This is a genomic window from Gordonia sp. Swx-4 (genome assembly GCF_030316175.1).
GTDB classification, from domain to species: Bacteria; Actinomycetota; Actinomycetes; order Mycobacteriales; family Mycobacteriaceae; genus Gordonia; species Gordonia alkanivorans.
Window position 1 is genome coordinate 2,745,931 of sequence record NZ_CP128197.1, and the last position, 16,351, is coordinate 2,762,281.

Below are 16,351 nucleotides of genomic sequence, written 5' to 3' on the forward strand. Positions count from 1 at the left end.
GTGCCTGCAGTCAACGATGATCAGCGGCCCGGCAAGCTCTGGGGAATCGGCCTCGGGCCCGGCGACAGCGAACTGATGACGGTCAAGGCCGCGCGGGTGATCAGCACCGCCGACGTGGTCGCGTATCACTGTGCGCGCCACGGCAACAGCATCGCGCGGTCGGTCGCCGAACCCTATCTGCGCGAAGACCAGACCGAAGAGCGTCTCATGTACCCGGTCACCACCGAGACCACCGACCATCCCGGCGGGTATCAGGGTGCACTCGACGACTTCTACGCCGAGAGCGCGGAACGGCTCGCCGTCCACCTGCGCGCGGGCCGGGACGTCGTCCTTCTCGCCGAGGGGGATCCGCTCTTCTACAGCTCCTACATGCACATGCACAAGCGGCTGTCCCCGCACTTCGATGCGGAGATCGTGCCGGGTGTGACGTCGGTGAGCGCGGCGTCGGCGGCCACCGGTGTTCCGCTGGTGGAGGGCGACGAGACCTTGACGGTCGTCCCGGGTACGGCATCGACGGAAGAGCTGCTGTTCCGCTTCCGTTCGGCCGACGCCATCGTGGTGATGAAACTGGGCCGCACCTTCGAACGGGTGCGGGAGGCGTTGCGCGAGGCCGGCCGCCTCGACGAGGCCTTCTACGTCGAACGGGCGTCGACCACCGTCGAGCGTGTGCTGCCGGCGGCGGAGGTGAATCCGGCTGAGGTGCCGTACTTCTCGATCCTCGTGGTTCCCGGCCGACGGAACAACCCGCGCTTCGAGCCGGAACCGGTACCGGGCGAACTGGTGGTCGTCGGTCTCGGACCGGGTCACGACAGCTGGACGACACCCGAAGTCCGCGCGGAACTCGCCACCGCGACCGACCTCGTCGGGTACACAACCTACCTCAAGCGGGTGACCCCGAGACCGGGCCAGCGCGTCCATGCGAGCGACAACCGGGTCGAGTCCGAGCGTGCCGAGTTCGCTCTCGATCTCGCCCGACGCGGAGCGCGCGTGGCGGTCGTGTCGTCGGGCGATCCGGGCGTATTCGCGATGGCGGCCGCGGTGACCGAGGTGGCCGCCGAACCGCAGTGGCATGACGTTCGGGTGCGCGTGGTTCCGGGGATCACGGCGGCGACCGCCGTCGCGGCGGCCGTCGGTGCGCCGCTCGGTCACGACTTCGCGGTGATCTCGCTGTCCGACCGGCTCAAGCCGTGGTCGGTGATCGAGCGCCGCATCCGTGCCGCCTTGGCCGCCGACCTGGTCATCGCGATCTACAATCCGGGTTCGGCCAGCCGGTCGTGGCAGGTCGGGGCCCTCAAACACACGCTGCTGCAGACGGTCTCATCCGACCGGGTCGTCGTCCTCGGTCGCGATGTGGGCGGTCCGGAGCAGTCACTGACCACGACGACCGTGGCCGGCCTCGACCCCGAAGTGGTCGACATGCGCACGTTGCTCATCATCGGTTCGTCGGCGACCCGAGCGGTGTCCCGCGCCGGGGGTCCGCTGGTGTTCACCCCGCGCCGGCACACTCCCACCGAGGAACCGGAACAGGTCTCAACCGAGCAGCCGCTCGAGCCAAGCCTGGGCGGCAGCAACCTCTGACACCGCCGGGACGTCGGGCTCGATCGGACGGTCGACGACGATCACGTCGATCCCCATCGTCGCGGCGGCGTCGAGTTTCGCCTTCGTCAGCGATCCCCCGCTGTTCTTGGTGACCAGCAGGTCGATCCGATTCTCGCGCAGGAGTGCAAGCTCGGAGTCGTAGTCGTAGGGCCCGCGTGACCGCAGAATTTCGTGGTGCGCAGGGAGTTCCGCGGTCGGCGGATCAACGACCCGGATCAGGAACCAGACGTCGTCGATGCCGGCGAACTCGCCGACGTCCTGGCGACCCGTGGTCAGCAACACCCGGTTGCCGCGGTGCCGTACCTCGTCGGCAGCGGTGGCGAGATCCGGTACGCGGATCCAGCGGTCGGCGTCGGACGGGACCCAGGGTTCACGACGCAGCCGGAGCAGCGGCACCCCCGCTTCCGACGCGGCCTGCGCCGCGTTCCGGGTGATGGTCGCCGCAAACGGATGCGTGGCGTCGATGACGGCCTGAATCCGGTTGCTGAGCAGCCACTCCCGCAGGCCGTCGACTCCTCCGAAGCCGCCGATGCGGACCGGGCCCACCGGGAGGCGCGGATTGTCCACGCGGCCCGCGAGTGAACTGATGACCGACCTCCCGGTCTCGGTCAGGGACGCCGCCAGTGCTCGTGCCTCCCCGGTGCCGCCGAGGATGAGGATCTGTTCATCGGTCATGGGTGCGGTGTCTCGCGGAGTTTCGTCATTCGCGCGTGGGAGTACAGGTAACTGTCGGTGACCTCGGGATGCGTCATGGCGTCGAGCACGCGACCGACGAAGATGATCGCGGTCTTGCGGATGTCGGCGGCGTCCAGGGTCTCCGGTAGACGGCTCAGTGCACAGCGCACCACCTGCTGGTTCGGTCGGCTCGCGAAAGCGACGGTCGCCGTGGGACATTCCGATCCGTAGTGCGGTGCGAGCGCCTCGACGATCTGTCCGGCACGGTGTGCGGCGAGATGGAGGGCGAGTGTCACACCGGTTGCGGCGAGGTTCGCCAGGTCCTCGCCGTGGGGCATGTCGGTCGACAGCGTCGACACCCGAGTGATGAGCAGGCTCTGCCCCACTCCGGGGACGGTGAGTTCGGTGTCGAGAGCAGCGGCCGCGGCGGCGAACGCGGGTACCCCGGGCACGATCTCGTACGGAATGCCCCGTGCACGCAGTTCGCGTTGCTGCTCTGCCAATGCCGAGTAGATCGAGAGGTCACCGGAGTGGAGACGGGCGACGTCGTGTCCGCGTTCGTGGGCGGCGACGATGTGATCGACGATGTCGGGCAACGGCATTCGCGCCGTGTCGACGAGGACGGCGTCGTCGGGGCACAACTCGAGCATGTCGCCGGGTACCAGTGACCCGGCATACAGGCAGGTGCGGCACTCCCCCAGCAGCCGAGCGCCACGCAGCGTGATCAGGTCGGGAGCGCCGGGCCCGGCGCCGATGAAATAGACGGTCATGTCGTCGATCCCGCCTTGTCTGCTGTGTCGTCTCTGGTTGCGGCCCACTGGACGATCGGCAGCGCGGGCCGCCAGGTGCTCATCGTCCCCAGGGGTGCGACTGTTTCCACGGACAGGCGCCGAAGGGTGCCGCCGCGTTCCGCATGCCAGCGGACCAGGATCTCCTGGTTCTCCACGGTGACGGCGTTGACGACGATCCGTCCGGACGGTCGCAGTGCGTTCCACGCGGAGGTGAGGACCTTCTCGTCGAGGCCGCCGCCGATGAACACCGCGTCGGGAGGCGGTGCGTCGGAAAGGGCTTCGGGTGCGGCGCCGCGCAGCGTCAGGCGATGACCGACGCCGTGCCGGCGAGCGTTGGCGGTGAGCCGCTCCGCCCGGTCCGCGTTCTGCTCGAAGGCGACCGCCCGTCCCCGGTCGTCGGCGCGCAACCATTCGATGGCCACACTTCCGGATCCTGAGCCGATGTCCCAGAGGAGCTGCGCCCCGGCCGGTTCGAGAGCGGCGACAGTGATCGCGCGGATCGTGGACTTGGTGATCTGGCCGTCGTGGTCGTAGGTGTCGTCGTCGCGGCCGGGCATCCGGCTGCGACGTGGTCCGACGCAGTCGACGGCCACGATGTTGAGCGGGTCCACGGGTGAAGGTGCCCAGGATTCCGCGGTCGAGGAACGGATGCGCTCGTCCGGTCCACCGAGCTGTTCGAGGACAGTCATCGACGAATCGCCGAATCCGTTCTGCGAGAGCAGTTCTGCCACGGAAGCGGGTGTCATCTCGTTCCGACTGAGAACGAGGAGACGTCCGCCGCCGGTGACCTCGGTGAGGACCACCTCGGGGTCGGCGGTGACGGCACTGACGATCCTGGTCGTCGCAAGGTCCCAGCCGAGACGCGCGCACGCCAGACTCGCGCTGGACACCGTGGGGACGACCCGCACTTGATCGGGCCCGACCCGCGCGACGATGCTGGCGCCGACGCCGTGGAACATCGGATCGCCGCTGGCGAGGATGTGTACACGGCCGGTGGCGTTCTCGAGGACTTCGGCGAGATGCGACGACATCGGCGAGCGCCACACCTCACGCGTGCCGGTGAGCTCGTGCCCGGCGTCGTCGAGGAGTGCGAGTTGCCTTCTCGCCCCGTAGATCACGTGGGCACCACGCAGTTCGTCGCGTGCGGCGTCGCCGAGACCGCGCCAACCATCGGCGCCGATGCCGACGACCACGAAGCGCGGCGGAACACCCGAATTCGACGGTGTGGAACTCATCGGGGCAGTCTCCGCCACACCGCGCGAGGGAGCAGACGCATGCCGAAGAACATCGGGCGCAACACCGACGGGATCCAAACCTCACCACGCCCCTTGCGATACGCGCGGGCGACGGCATCGGCGACCTGGTCCGGAGTCTTCGAGAACGGTGCGGGTTTCACCCCGGACTCCATCAGTTCCTTGGTCATCGCGCCGATCACGAAACCGGGTCGGGCGAGGAGCAGCCGGACGCCGGTGCCGTGCAGCGAATCCGCCATACCGCTGGCGAAGCCGTCGAGCCCGGCCTTGGTGGAGCCGTAGACGAAGTTGGCCCGGCGCACGCGGATCCCTGCGACCGAGGAGAAGACAATCATCGTGCCGGACCCCTGTGCGCGCAGGGCGGCGGCAAGCGGTATCAGCACACTGACCTGGGCGTAGTAGTCCGTGTGCGCGATCTGCAGGGCATGCGCGACATCGGCTTCCGCGCGCGTCTGGTCACCGAGGATCCCGAACGCGACGATCGCGATACCGATCGGGCCGAAGTCGTCGAGCAGGGACGCGATCAGCCCGGGGTGGGTGTCGGTGTCGTCGGCATCGAAGCCGACGGTGTGTACGGCGGTCGCGCCCGCCTCGAGAAGCAGTGCGGTCTGATCGGCGAGGTCGTCGGGCCGACGGGCCGCGAGGACCACCGTCCGCCCGTCGGCCAAACGCTGAGCGGTGGCCACACCGATCTCACTGCGGCCGCCGAACAGGACCAGCGAACCCGCAGATGTCTCAGACGCCATGCACAGCAGTATCGCACCAGCCCCGACACGTCGAAGTCACCCCACCGGCGCTAGCGTGGCAGACATGTCACGTACCGCTGCCGACATCGGCCCCGCCGCACTCGAGTTCCTGACCGAACGCCATCTCGGCACCCTCACGACGCTGCGGGCCGATGGGACACCGCATTCGGTGGCCGTGGGCTTCACCTGGGACCCCGAAGCCGGGCTGGCGCGGGTGATCACCTTCGACGGCAGCCAGAAGGTGCGCAACGTCGAGCGCGGCGGCTACGCGGCGGTGACGAACGTCGACGGTCCCCGCTGGCTCACCCTCGAGGGTCCGGCGCGGGTCAGCCGCGAACCGGAACGCGTGCACGAGGCGGAGCAGCGCTACGCACAGCGGTACCGGCAGCCGAAGCCCAACCCTCGACGTGTGGTCATCGAGATCAGCGTGTCCCGGGTGCTCGGGTCGGCGTCGTTGCTGGGGTAGCTACAGCTGCACCAGCTGGTGCGGGCGGTTGTTGAAGGACTCGCAGCCGTCCTCGGTGACCACGACGATGTCCTCGATGCGGGCACCCCAGCGGCCGGAGAAGTACACCCCGGGCTCCACGCTGAAGGCCATGCCGGGGCGCAGGGTGATGTCGTTGCCGTTCACGATGTAGGGCTCCTCGTGGACCGAGAGGCCGATGCCGTGTCCGGTGCGGTGGATGAACGCCTCGGCGAGGCCGCGTTCGCGGAGCAGGTCGCGGGCGGCTGCGTCGATGGAGGCGGCGGTGACTCCGGGACGTACGGCGGCGACTGCAGTCCGCTGCGCCTCGTGCAGGGCGGCGTACGCGTCGGCGACGTCGGCGGCGGGCGGTTCGAAACAGTAGGTGCGGGTCGAGTCGGAGTTGTAACCGGGTTCGACCGGTCCGCCGATGTCGATGACGACGATGTCGGACCGTTCGATGACCCGGTCGGAGAACTCGTGATGCGGGTCGGCGCCGTTGGGTCCGGAACCGACGATGATGAACGCGGCCTCGGTGTGGCCCTCCTCGAGGATCGCCGCCGCGATGTCGTCGGAGACCTCCCGCTCGGTGCGTCCGGGCTTGAGCCATTCACCCATCCGGGCATGGACGCGGTCGATGGCCGCGCCGGCACGACGCAGGGCCTCGATCTCCGCGTCGTCCTTGAGCATTCGGAGTTCGCGCAGCACTGCGGTGGCGAGTTGCGGTGTGGCGCCGGTGTGCCGGGCCAGCGGGATCACGTGCAGGGCGGGCATCGAATCCGACACCGCGATGGTCGGATTCGACGGCAGACCGGAGAGCGCGAGACCGTGCGCGTCGTCGCCGTCGACCCAGTCGGCCACCTCGATGCCGAGGTCGCCGACGGCTGAGGCGGACAGCGACGGCACCTCGAGGCGCGCGATGACGAGTTTCGGGTCCCCCGCTGCGGGGATGACGAGTGCGGTGAGGCGTTCGAAGGTGTCGGCGCGCGAACCCACGAGATATCGCAGGTCGGGACCGGGCGCCAGCACCAGCGCGTCGAGGCCGGCGTCGCGGGTGAGTTCCGCGGCGCGTCGCATGCGTTCGCGGTACACCTCGGGATCGAACAGCGGTGCCGCCGGGCCGGCGGTGGTCGATGTGGCAGCCATGGTCGAAGACTACCGCCGGGTGTGCGGGTCGTGGTGACGCGGCGACACCGTCAATGCGAGAGTGTGGAGGTGACGGATTCGTTGATGCTGCTCGACGGTGCGAGCCTGTGGTTCCGGTCGTTCTACGCCCTGCCCGAGAAGATGACCAGCCCCGACGGGCGACCGGTCAACGCGGTCCGGGGATTCATCGACACGATCGCGAATCTCGTGACACGCGAACACCCGACGCGGCTCGTCGTGTGCCTCGACCTCGACTGGCGTCCCGAGTTCCGTACCGCCCTCATCCCGACGTACAAGGCGCACCGCGTCGCGGTCGAGGACGGTGCGACCGACGCCACGGGCACGGAGACCATCGACGTCGAAGAAGTGCCCGACACGCTGACGCCGCAGGTCGACATGATCATGGATGTCCTTGCCGCCGCGGGGATCGCGACCTCGGGGGCGGTCGGCTGCGAGGCCGACGATGTCATCGGAACACTCGCCTGGGAGGAGGCGGAGCATCCGGTGGTCGTCGTCAGCGGTGACCGCGATCTGCTGCAGGTGGTCTCCGATGATCCGGTCCCGGTGCGGGTGCTCTACGTCGGGCGCGGACTGGCGAAGGCGGAGATGATGGGGCCGGTCGAGGTCGGGGAGAAGTACGGCGTACCCGCCGATCGCGCCGGGATCGGCTACGCGGAGATGTCGATGCTGCGCGGCGACCCGTCGGACGGCCTCCCCGGTGTACCGGGCATCGGCGAGAAGACCGCGGCGAAACTGATCAGCGAATACGGCAGCCTGGACGCGCTCGAAGCGGCTGCCCGGGACTCGTCGTCGAAGGTCCCGACGCGGGCACGCAAGGCGCTGCTCGCCGCCGAGGACTACCTGGAGGCGGCCCGCACCGTCGTCTCGGTGCGCACCGACGCGGAGACCATCGACAGCGGCCCGGATCTGCTGCCGTCGGAACCGGCCGACCCCGAGGCCCTGGCCGCGCTCGTCGAGGAGCTGGGCATCGGGGCGTCGGTGGGTCGGTTGTCGAAGGCGCTGGGCTGGCCCAAGGCCTGATCAGCGCGGTCTCGTGTCAGCTGGGACGCGAGACCTCGTAGCGACCCTCGTCGTCGATGAAGGTGACGGTGACCTGCTGGTCCTGTCCGCCGACGGTCACCGAGCAGGTGAACGACGACCCCTCCTTGACGCGCTGGCCGGACGGGCACTTCACATTGCTGACATCGCTGGCCTGATAGTCCTCGGTGAGGATCTGCTGCACGCCGTCCTGGGCTGCCTGCTGGTCGAGGTTCTTCGGGGCCCAGCCGGGGGCGACGAAGGCGGTGATGAGGATGATCGCGGCGATCACGATCAGCGCACCGCCACCGGCGAACAGCAGCGTCCGAAGCGTCTTGTTCGACTTGGGCGTCGCCATGCCGCTGAACTGGTCGGGTCCGCCGAACTGGTTCTGGCCGTAGGCGCCCGGGGTCTGCTGCGGCTGACTGTAGGGCTGCTGACCGTACTGGCCGGGCGCACCGTACTGACCGGCACCGTACTGTCCGGCACCGTACTGTGCGGGGTCGGGCTGCTGACCGTAGGGCTGCGCGGGTCCGCCGTAGTTGGGCGCACCCTGGTTCGGGGCACCGTAGGCGGGCTGACCACCGGGTTGCCCGTACTGGCCGGGCTGCGCCCCGGGGTACCCGACCTGTGTCGGCTGGTTCTGGGCCGGCTGGCCCGGTGCCTGCGCTCCGGGCGCGTATCCGGGAGCCTGCTGGTAGGGGTTCTGCCGGTAGGGATTCGCCTGGAACGGATCCTGCTGGGGCTGTCCGTAACCGGGGTTGGGCGCCATCGTCGTGGGGTCGGCCTGCGAGCCGCCCTCCTGGGAACCGCCCGTGTTCACGATCTCGGTCTTGTCGCCGGAGCCGGGCTGGCCCTGCTGGGGCTGGGACGGATTCGGGTTGTTCGGGTCGGTCATGAGTCCCCTCCCACTCGGCTCCCACCTCGACGAGGTGTCGGCGAACTGTGACGTCACGCGACAGTGCCGGGACATCCCTCCCTGACACCGAATGCGGGATGAACGTTACCTCAGGCACACACGACAATCAGGCAACCTCGAGCAGGGTGGCCCGCAGCGTCGTCTGGTGAACCGACGGGCTCAACCGAGTTCGGCGGCCACCACTCCCCGGCGGATCGCCTTGACCGCGGATCGTGCGGTGCCGCCCAGGCGGGTGTCGGTGCCGACGCAGAGCCGGATCTGTTCCAGGAGGTCGATGACCTGACGATTCCACCGGACGAAGTCGCCAGGTGAGAGCAGCTGACCGCGTTCGCCCGCGAGGAGCAGTGCCTCGCTGAGCGATCGGCCCGACGCCCAGGTCGCCACCGCGAGCGAGAAACCGGTGTCCGGCTCCCGGGTGGGACTGACCCGGTGGCGCGACTCGACCGCCGTCACCTTCGACCAGATGTCCACGGTCGCGGCCATCGCAGTACGCAGCGAGGTGCTGCCGGGCAGCGCATCGACCCCGCCGTAGCTGTCGCGACGGCTCTCGTAGACGAGTGCGGCGACGACGGCGGCCAGGTCGGCCGGCGAGAGGTCGTCCCACACGCCCGCGCGAATGCACTCGGTCACCACGAGATCGCTCTCGCTGTAGATGCGGGCCAGCAGCTTGCCCGACTCGGTCACCCGCATGTTGTGGCCGGTCGATTCGGAGGCCTCGCGGACGCGTTCGACGTACCCGAGCTCGCTGAGGACACCGACGATGTGGTCGAAGGTGACACCGAGCGTCGAGGTTCGCTCACCGATGCTGCGTTCGGCGGTGACGATGTCGCGCAGCAGACGGTTGCGCTTCTCGGCGAGACGGAACAGCTCGTCGCCGTTCGGGATCTGATGCGCGGGATGGGCACGCAGCGTGCGACGCATCTGGGCCAGCTCTGGGTCATCGGCGGCGTCGGCGCGCTTCTTGGAGCGCCCCCGGGGCATCTCTATCCCGGTCGACCGCAGTGCAGACGCGAGGTCGCGGCGGCCGCGTCCGGTCCGGCGGTCGGCGTTCTTCGGCAACCGCATGTTGCCGAGGACCTCGGGCGGATTGACGAAGTCACGCAGCCCGATACGTCCGCACCAGGCGTCCTCGGTGACCACCAGCGGCTTGGGATCTGCTGCCTGGGTGGCCGGTTCGACGATCACCGCGAGACCCCGGTGGCGTCCGACGGGCACCCCGATGACGTGACCCCGTTTGAGCGCGGCCAGGTCGGCGACGATTGCATCCTCGGTGTTGATCCGCTTGCGGTACTTCAGGTCTCGTTCTCGACGGCGGATCTCCTCGCGGAGCGTGACGTAGCCGAGGAACCCGGCGTACGCCTCGGTCTCGCCCGCTGCCGGTGCCCCGGTGGCGTCGACTCCCCCGGGTTCCAGACCCCGGGCCTCGGCGGCGCGGGCCAGCTCGCCGTCGAGCTTGCGCAGCGCCCGCTGCGATTCGTGGAGCTTGCGGGCCAGCCCGACCACCGAGCGGTCGGCCTGGAACTGGGCGAACGATCGGTGCAGGAGTTCACGGGCCCCGTCGAGACCGAGCCGGCCGAGCAGGTTGACCGCCATGTTGTATTCCGGCGAGAAGGAGCTACGAAGCGGGAAGGTGCGGGCACCCGCGAGTCCGGCGACCTCCTCGGGGACGACCTCGGGTGTCCACACCACGACGGCATGGCCCTCGACGTCGATCCCGCGGCGTCCGGCGCGGCCGGTCAGCTGGGTGAACTCGCCGGGGGTGAGGTCGACGTGCGACTCGCCGTTGTACTTCACCAGACGTTCGAGGACCACCGACCGGGCCGGCATGTTGATCCCGAGAGCCAGTGTCTCCGTGGCGAACACCATGCGGACGAGCCCACGGACGAAAAGCTCCTCGACGGCGTGGCGGAAGGTCGGGAGCATCCCGGCGTGATGCGAAGCCAGGCCTCGGCGGAGACCTTCGCGCCACTCCTGCACGCCCAGCACGTCGGCGTCGCTGGGCGAGAGTTCGGTGAGGCGCCGGTCGACGACGGCGTCGACCTCGGCGGCCTCCTCGGGTGTCAGCAGCGCGATACCCGACCGCAGACACTGAGCCAGGGCGGCGTCGCAACCGGCACGGGAGAAGATGAACCCGATCGCGGGCAGCAGACCCTCACGGTCGAGGCGACCGACGAGATTCGGGCGCGAGAGCAGTGGACCCCGGCCGTCGCGTCGGCGCGGCTGTCCCCCGCCACCTCCCCGGCCTCGGCCCCGGGACGAATCACGCTCGTCCTCGGCGAGCAGGATGCGGTGACGGATGTGCCGCTTGAGTTCGGGATTGACCCGCGGACGCGACCCCTTCCGGTCCGCGGGATCGCGATCGGCCGGGTCGAAGAGGTCGAACATCCGTTGGCCGACCAGCATGTGCTGAGACAGCGGGACCGGCCGGTGCTCGTCGACGATGACGGAGGTGTCGCCACGGACGGTCTGGATCCACTCGCCGAACTCCTCGGCGTTGCTGACGGTCGCGGACAGGCTCACCACACGCACGGACGGCTCGAGGTGCAGGATCACCTCTTCCCAGACCGCTCCGCGGAAGCGATCGGCGAGGAAGTGCACCTCGTCCATCACCACATGCGACAGCCCGTCGAGCGCGCGGGATTCGGCGTAGATCATGTTGCGCACGACCTCGGTCGTCATCACGACGATCGGCGCATCCGGGTTGATGGAGCTGTCGCCGGTGAGCAGTCCGACCGACTCATGGCCGTGAACGGCGGCGAGGTCGGCATATTTCTGGTTGCTCAGCGCCTTGATCGGGGTCGTGTAGAAGCACTTGGTCCCGCCGGCGAGAGCGAGGTGGACCGCGAATTCGCCGACGATGGTCTTGCCCGCGCCGGTCGGTGCGCAGACCAGCACGCCGTGACCGGCTTCAAGAGCCTCGCAGGCACGGCGCTGGAACGGATCGAGTCCGAAGTCCAGCCGCGACGTGAACGCGTCGAGTTGACTCACAGGACGTCGTCGAATGTCTCGTGTGCCCGTGTCGAGGTCCGGGTGGCGTTCGAGGTGCCCGCGGCCGAGGTCGCGACCGGCGACGGCGACGAGACCGGGCGGGTCGGAGGCAGCGGGCTGGCCTCGTCATCGGAGAGTCCGGCCCAGCTCGGTGCCCGCCTGCCGCGTCGTTTGTCGGCGATGCGCGCGAACTGGATGGAGAACTCCAGCAGCACGGTCAGCGCGCAGGCCAGGGCCAGCATGGTGAACGGGTCCTGGCCCGGGGTGACGATGGCGGCGAACACGAAGACCGCGAAGATCAGGCCGCGGCGCCACTTCTTGAGCCGGTCGTAGGTCAGGACACCGACGAGATTGAGCGCGATGATCAGCAGGGGCAATTCGAAGCTGACACCGAAGATGACCAGGACGTTGATCATGAACCCGAAGTACTGGTCACCGGCGAGGGCGGTGACCTGGACCTCGTTGCCGACGGTCAACAGGAAGTCGAAGGCCTTCGCCACCACCAGATAAGCCAGAACCGCGCCGGCGACGAAGAGCGTGGTCGCGACGGTGACGAAGGCTATGCCGTAGCGGCGTTCGTTCTGATGCAGGCCGGGGGTGATGAACTGCCAGGTCTGATAGATCCACACCGGGCATGCCAGGACCACACCGGCGGTGAGCGCGACCTTGAGTCGCAGCATGAACTGGTCGAACGGGCCGGTCGCGAGGAGACGGCAGGAATCGTCGGCGGTCAGCGTCGCACGGGCCGAGGGCGGCAGGTCGCAGTACGGTCCGCGCAGCATGTCGCCGAGCGACGGGATGCCCAGGAAGCCGTGGCTGTACCAGATGAACCCGAGAATCGTGGTGGCCACGATCGCCAACAGCGAGATGACCATGCGGGTGCGCAACTCATAGAGATGCTCGACCAACGACATCGTGCCGTCGGGATTGAGTTTGCGCTTGCGGTGTCGGGGGTCGAAGGGGATGCGCACTCGGATTCTCCGACGCGCCCCTAAGCCGATTTCTTGGTGTCGGCGTTCGACGACGTGCCCGGCTGGGTGTTGTCAGCCGACGGGAGTTCCCGCTGCGGGGCGTCGGGAGATGCCGGTGCGGTGTCGGCAGGCTTGTCGTCCTTCTGCATCTCCTTGACCTCGCTCTTGAAGATGCGCAGCGACTGTCCGAGACCTCGGGCGGCGTCCGGCAGCTTCTTCGAGCCGAACAGGATCAGCAGCACGACGGCGACAATCGCCCAGTGCCACCACGAAGTGAAGCCCATGAGATCACCCTTCAGATCGGATCCAGACCGTATCCAATGCTACCCGAGTTGTCTGAGGCCGGTGGACCGCCCGGTTCAGCGGTAGCGCTCGCGCGCACTCGCCGCCGATTCCACGACCGCCGCCGCGACTTTCTGATCGTCGACGACGCGGACCGAGCCGCCGAAGCCGAGCAGGAAACGGGTCAGCCACTCGGGTGAGCCGTAGACCATGCGGGCGCGGACCGGTTCATCCGGATGGCGGTCGTCGATCGAGGTGGTCGGCTCCACCGGGTAGTAGTCGAGAATCCACAGGTGGTCGGGATCGATCTCGAGTTCGACCGCCGGCAGATCGGGGTTCTCCGGGACGAGCACCGACTGCGACGACCACTCGGCCTCGGCCGGCGGGTTGCTCGGTTCGTCCAGTTCGACGGCGGTGTCGATGCGGTCGAAGCGGAACAACCGCACGCCCTCGGCCATGCGACACCAGGCTTCGAGGTAGGTGTGCTGGTCCATCACCTGCAGCCGGATCGGGTCGACGACACGGTCGGTGACGCTGTCCCGGCTCGCCGAGTAGTAGCTCAGCTGAAGCGCACGTCCTCGACGCACGGCTTCGCGGACGGTGGTGAAGGTCGGGTTCTCCCCCGGCGATGCCTCGAACTCCGCACCGGAGGACAGACCCGGCACGGCGGTCGCCCCGACCGCCTCCTCGATCTTGGCGATGGCACGCCGCGCGGCGGTCACGTCGACCACACCGGGCGTCTCCACGAGAGCACGCAGTGCCACGAGCAGGGTGCTGGCCTCCACGGTCGTGAGCCGCAGCGGACGGTCCATGCCCGCGGTGAACCCGACGCTGACGAAGCCCTCGCTGAACTCGAGTTCGATCAGGTCGTCGGGGTAGTAACCCGGGAGCCCGCACACGAACAGCAACTCGAGGTCCTTGGTGAGCTGCGTCTGGGTGACGCCGAGTTCGCGCGCGGCCTGCTCGATCGAGATGCCGCGCCGAGCCTGGAAATACGGGACCATCGCCAGCAGCCGGTTCAGGCGCGACGGTTGTGCACCGGCCATCAGGCGCTCACCCCCGCCAGGCGGTCCAGGCCGGCGATCACGAGGTCGCGCAGCTCTGGCGGATCGAGGACGACCGCGTCCCGGCCCACGCCCAGCGCCATGCGCGCCACCGCCGACAGCGAATGGATGTCGAGGGTCAGCACGTCGCCCGCCTCACCGTCGAGGTCAGCGGGTTCGGAGGTGGTCGCGGCCCGGCGGAGTCCGGCGGCCCGGCCCGCGGCCACCCAGATGCGCGCGGTGCGACCGTCGGTGCCCGCCGCGGAATCGACCGCCGCGGAGACGATCTGCTGGAGGTCCGTGCCGACGGGCACGTCGACGGCATCGGCGGGTCCGACCGGCGTCACCGTCGAGATCCGCGACAGGCGGAACGTGCGGGTGGCGGCCCGGTCGAGGTCGTGTCCGACGACGTACCAGCGGCCGTGGTGGGACACCACACCCCAGGGCTCGACCCGACGGACGGCCGGGGTCGCGGTCGCCGACGACCGGTGGGTGAACTCGACGGCGCGCTTGACCTGGATCGCGCCGAGGAGTCCGGCGATGACCTGCTCCGAACCCATCGATCGCGTCGACCCGCCGGCGGTGAAGCCGAGGTCGTCCTCCGAGCGGACGTCGAGGCCCGCGGCGCGCAGCTTGAGGATCGCGGTCTGCGACAGCGTGGAGACCTCCGGGGTGTCCCAGAGCGCGGCGGCCATGGCGATCGCGGCGGCCTCGTCGGAGTCCAGGGAGATCTCGGGCAGCTCGTAGGTGTCACGGTCGATGCGGTATCCCTCGGCGCCCGCCGCCATCGGCGAACGTCCGGTGACCAGCGGGATGCCGAGGTCGCGCAGTTCGTTCTTGTCCCGCTCGAACATCCGGTTGAATGCCTCGTCGGACTTGTCGCCGTCCTGGTAACCGGCGACGTTGCGTCGGATGTAGTCGGCGGTGACGTACTGCTTCGTCCACAGCAGACAGATCACCAGATTGAGCAGTCGCTCGACTTTGGGAGTGGCCACTGCGTCAGGTTAGATCCTTGCCGATCAGGCGGTGCGGAGGCTCGCTCACATGGATGCGATCAGCCGGTCGACCCGCTCGTCGACGCTGCGGAACGGGTCCTTGCACAGCACGGTGCGCTGGGCCTGGTCGTTCAGCTTGAGGTGCACCCAGTCGACCGTGAAGTCGCGTCCCGCTTTCTGCGCCGCCGAGATGAAGTCACCACGGAGCTTGGCACGGGTGGTCTGCGGCGGCTCGTTGACGGCGGTCTTGATGGCCTCGTCGGTGGTCGCACGGGCCACGAGCCCCTTGCGCATCAGGACGTCGAACACACCGCGGCCGCGCTTGATGTCGTGGAAGGCGAGGTCGAGCTGCGCGATCTTCGGGTCCGACAGCTCCATCGAATACTTGTCCTGGTAGCGCTGAAACAGCTTTCGTTTGATGACCCAGTCGATCTCGGTGTCGACCTTCGCGAAGTCGTCGGCCTCGACCGCGTCGAGCATGCGGCCCCACAGGTCGACGACCATGTCCATCTCGGGGTCGGGACGGCGGTTGGTGAGGTGCTCGACCGCGCGGGCGTGGTACTCGCGCTGGATGTCGAGGGCACTGGCCTGCCGTCCGCCGGCGAGACGCACGGGACGCCGGCCGGTGGGATCGTGGCTGACCTCGCGGATGGCGCGGATCGGATTGTCCAGGGCGAAATCCCGGAACGCCACGCCGGCCTCGATCATCTCGAGCACCAGCGCCGCCGAGCCGACCTTCAGCAGGGTCGTCATCTCGGACATGTTCGAGTCGCCGACGATGACATGCAGGCGCCGGTACTTCTCGGCGTCGGCGTGCGGCTCGTCGCGGGTGTTGATGATCGGGCGCGAGCGGGTGGTGGCCGAGGAGACGCCCTCCCAGATGTGCTCGGCGCGCTGCGAGAGGCAGAAGGTGGCGGCCTTCGGGGTCTGCAGCACCTTGCCTGCGCCGCAGATCAGCTGCCGGGTCACCAGGAACGGCAGGAGGACGTCGGAGATCCGGGAGAACTCCCCCGCCCGCACGACGAGGTAGTTCTCGTGGCAGCCGTAGGAGTTGCCCGCGGAGTCGGTGTTGTTCTTGAACAGGTAGATGTCGCCGCCGATCCCCTCGTCGGCAAGACGCTGCTCGGCGTCGACGAGCAGGTCCTCGAGGACCAGTTCGCCGGCGCGGTCGTGGTTGATCAGCTGGATCAGGCTGTCACACTCGGCGGTCGCGTATTCGGGGTGCGATCCGACGTCGAGGTACAGGCGTGCGCCGTTCTGCAGGAAGACGTTCGACGACCGACCCCATGACACGACGCGGCGGAACAGGTACCGCGCGACCTCGTCAGGACTCAGCCGCCGATGACCGTGGAAGGTGCATGTGACACCGAACTCGGTCTCGATGCCCATGATTCGTCGCTGCACTTGACCAACCCTACTCGCGGGACCCGCGGCCGACCGGG

General features: G+C 68.7%; 15 protein-coding genes. 3 read left to right on the forward strand and 12 right to left on the reverse strand.

The window, feature by feature from the left end; genetic code table 11:
- Positions 1–1,578: a precorrin-2 C(20)-methyltransferase gene (locus PWF70_RS12460; RefSeq protein ID WP_279938656.1), complete on the forward strand. Its 1,578-nt coding sequence runs from the start codon at positions 1–3 to the stop codon at positions 1,576–1,578.
- Here PWF70_RS12460 and PWF70_RS12465 read toward each other — a convergent pair.
- The 4 genes from PWF70_RS12465 to dprE2 are packed head-to-tail and all read right to left on the reverse strand — an operon-like array spanning position 1,531 to position 5,064.
- Positions 1,531–2,274 carry a cobalt-precorrin-6A reductase gene (locus tag PWF70_RS12465; RefSeq protein WP_006360382.1) on the reverse strand — a complete coding sequence of 248 codons (744 nt, stop codon included), beginning with the start codon at positions 2,272–2,274 and terminating at the stop codon, positions 1,531–1,533. The genes PWF70_RS12460 and PWF70_RS12465 overlap by 48 nt on opposite strands.
- Positions 2,271–3,044 carry a precorrin-4 C(11)-methyltransferase gene (gene cobM / locus PWF70_RS12470; protein WP_075863257.1) on the reverse strand — a complete coding sequence of 258 codons (774 nt, stop codon included), beginning with the start codon at positions 3,042–3,044 and terminating at the stop codon, positions 2,271–2,273. The genes PWF70_RS12465 and cobM overlap by 4 nt, the downstream gene beginning before the upstream one ends.
- A complete protein-coding gene (locus tag PWF70_RS12475; protein ID WP_006360384.1) occupies positions 3,041–4,300 on the reverse strand; it encodes a bifunctional cobalt-precorrin-7 (C(5))-methyltransferase/cobalt-precorrin-6B (C(15))-methyltransferase in 1,260 nt (419 codons plus the stop codon). Before PWF70_RS12475 ends, cobM begins: the two co-directional genes overlap by 4 nt.
- Positions 4,297–5,064, reverse strand: coding sequence for a decaprenylphospho-beta-D-erythro-pentofuranosid-2-ulose 2-reductase (gene dprE2 / locus PWF70_RS12480; protein ID WP_006360385.1), 768 nt, complete (start codon positions 5,062–5,064; stop codon positions 4,297–4,299). The genes PWF70_RS12475 and dprE2 overlap by 4 nt, the downstream gene beginning before the upstream one ends.
- Before the next feature lie 64 nt (positions 5,065–5,128).
- On the opposite strand from dprE2, the gene PWF70_RS12485 reads away from it, so the two are divergent.
- Positions 5,129–5,530 carry a PPOX class F420-dependent oxidoreductase gene (locus PWF70_RS12485; RefSeq protein WP_035751598.1) on the forward strand — a complete coding sequence of 134 codons (402 nt, stop codon included), beginning with the start codon at positions 5,129–5,131 and terminating at the stop codon, positions 5,528–5,530.
- Here PWF70_RS12485 and PWF70_RS12490 read toward each other — a convergent pair whose 3' ends face one another.
- Positions 5,531–6,673, reverse strand: coding sequence for a M24 family metallopeptidase (locus tag PWF70_RS12490; RefSeq protein WP_006360387.1), 1,143 nt, complete (start codon positions 6,671–6,673; stop codon positions 5,531–5,533).
- An 84-nt stretch (positions 6,674–6,757) separates the two neighbouring features.
- Between PWF70_RS12490 and PWF70_RS12495 the strand changes: the two genes are divergently transcribed.
- Positions 6,758–7,714 carry a 5'-3' exonuclease gene (locus PWF70_RS12495; protein WP_006360388.1) on the forward strand — a complete coding sequence of 319 codons (957 nt, stop codon included), beginning with the start codon at positions 6,758–6,760 and terminating at the stop codon, positions 7,712–7,714.
- 16 nt (positions 7,715–7,730) lie between these two features.
- Here the strand turns inward: PWF70_RS12495 and PWF70_RS12500 are convergent, their stop codons facing one another.
- The 7 genes from PWF70_RS12500 to pafA all read right to left on the reverse strand — a co-directional run bounded on the left by PWF70_RS12500 (position 7,731) and on the right by pafA (position 16,313).
- On the reverse strand, positions 7,731–8,609 hold the full coding sequence (locus PWF70_RS12500; RefSeq protein WP_006360389.1) for a DUF4333 domain-containing protein: 879 nt from the start codon (positions 8,607–8,609) through the stop codon (positions 7,731–7,733).
- Between the two features lie 180 nt (positions 8,610–8,789).
- A complete protein-coding gene (locus PWF70_RS12505) occupies positions 8,790–11,618 on the reverse strand; it encodes a DEAD/DEAH box helicase (RefSeq protein ID WP_006360390.1) in 2,829 nt (942 codons plus the stop codon).
- Positions 11,615–12,589 carry a twin-arginine translocase subunit TatC gene (gene tatC, locus PWF70_RS12510; protein WP_006360391.1) on the reverse strand — a complete coding sequence of 325 codons (975 nt, stop codon included), beginning with the start codon at positions 12,587–12,589 and terminating at the stop codon, positions 11,615–11,617. Before tatC ends, PWF70_RS12505 begins: the two co-directional genes overlap by 4 nt.
- A 20-nt stretch (positions 12,590–12,609) precedes the next feature.
- Positions 12,610–12,873 carry a Sec-independent protein translocase subunit TatA gene (gene tatA / locus PWF70_RS12515; RefSeq protein WP_006360392.1) on the reverse strand — a complete coding sequence of 88 codons (264 nt, stop codon included), beginning with the start codon at positions 12,871–12,873 and terminating at the stop codon, positions 12,610–12,612.
- A 75-nt stretch (positions 12,874–12,948) separates the two neighbouring features.
- The gene (locus tag PWF70_RS12520; RefSeq protein WP_006360393.1) at positions 12,949–13,917 is read right to left on the reverse strand and encodes a helix-turn-helix transcriptional regulator; all 969 of its coding nucleotides are present in this window, start codon (positions 13,915–13,917) and stop codon (positions 12,949–12,951) included.
- The gene (locus tag PWF70_RS12525) at positions 13,917–14,909 is read right to left on the reverse strand and encodes a helix-turn-helix transcriptional regulator (RefSeq protein ID WP_006360394.1); all 993 of its coding nucleotides are present in this window, start codon (positions 14,907–14,909) and stop codon (positions 13,917–13,919) included. Before PWF70_RS12525 ends, PWF70_RS12520 begins: the two co-directional genes overlap by 1 nt.
- Positions 14,910–14,954: 45 nt before the next feature.
- A complete protein-coding gene (gene pafA / locus PWF70_RS12530; protein WP_005200010.1) occupies positions 14,955–16,313 on the reverse strand; it encodes a Pup--protein ligase in 1,359 nt (452 codons plus the stop codon).
- Between the last annotated feature and the right edge of the window lie 38 nt (positions 16,314–16,351).

Bases quoted from the DNA above. Each gene is read 5' to 3' on its own strand.
- PWF70_RS12495 (WP_006360388.1), top strand. From the start codon at position 6,758: ATGCTGCTCGACGGTGCGAGCCTGTGGTTCCGGTCGTTCTACGCCCTG.
- PWF70_RS12500 (WP_006360389.1), bottom strand. From the start codon at position 8,609: ATGACCGACCCGAACAACCCGAATCCGTCCCAGCCCCAGCAGGGCCAG.
- PWF70_RS12485 (WP_035751598.1), top strand. From the start codon at position 5,129: ATGTCACGTACCGCTGCCGACATCGGCCCCGCCGCACTCGAGTTCCTG.
- PWF70_RS12465 (WP_006360382.1), bottom strand. From the start codon at position 2,274: ATGACCGATGAACAGATCCTCATCCTCGGCGGCACCGGGGAGGCACGA.
- PWF70_RS12475 (WP_006360384.1), bottom strand. From the start codon at position 4,300: ATGAGTTCCACACCGTCGAATTCGGGTGTTCCGCCGCGCTTCGTGGTC.
- PWF70_RS12490 (WP_006360387.1), bottom strand. From the start codon at position 6,673: ATGGCTGCCACATCGACCACCGCCGGCCCGGCGGCACCGCTGTTCGAT.
- tatA (WP_006360392.1), bottom strand. From the start codon at position 12,873: ATGGGCTTCACTTCGTGGTGGCACTGGGCGATTGTCGCCGTCGTGCTG.
- dprE2 (WP_006360385.1), bottom strand. From the start codon at position 5,064: ATGGCGTCTGAGACATCTGCGGGTTCGCTGGTCCTGTTCGGCGGCCGC.
- cobM (WP_075863257.1), bottom strand. From the start codon at position 3,044: ATGACCGTCTATTTCATCGGCGCCGGGCCCGGCGCTCCCGACCTGATC.
- PWF70_RS12520 (WP_006360393.1), bottom strand. From the start codon at position 13,917: ATGGCCGGTGCACAACCGTCGCGCCTGAACCGGCTGCTGGCGATGGTC.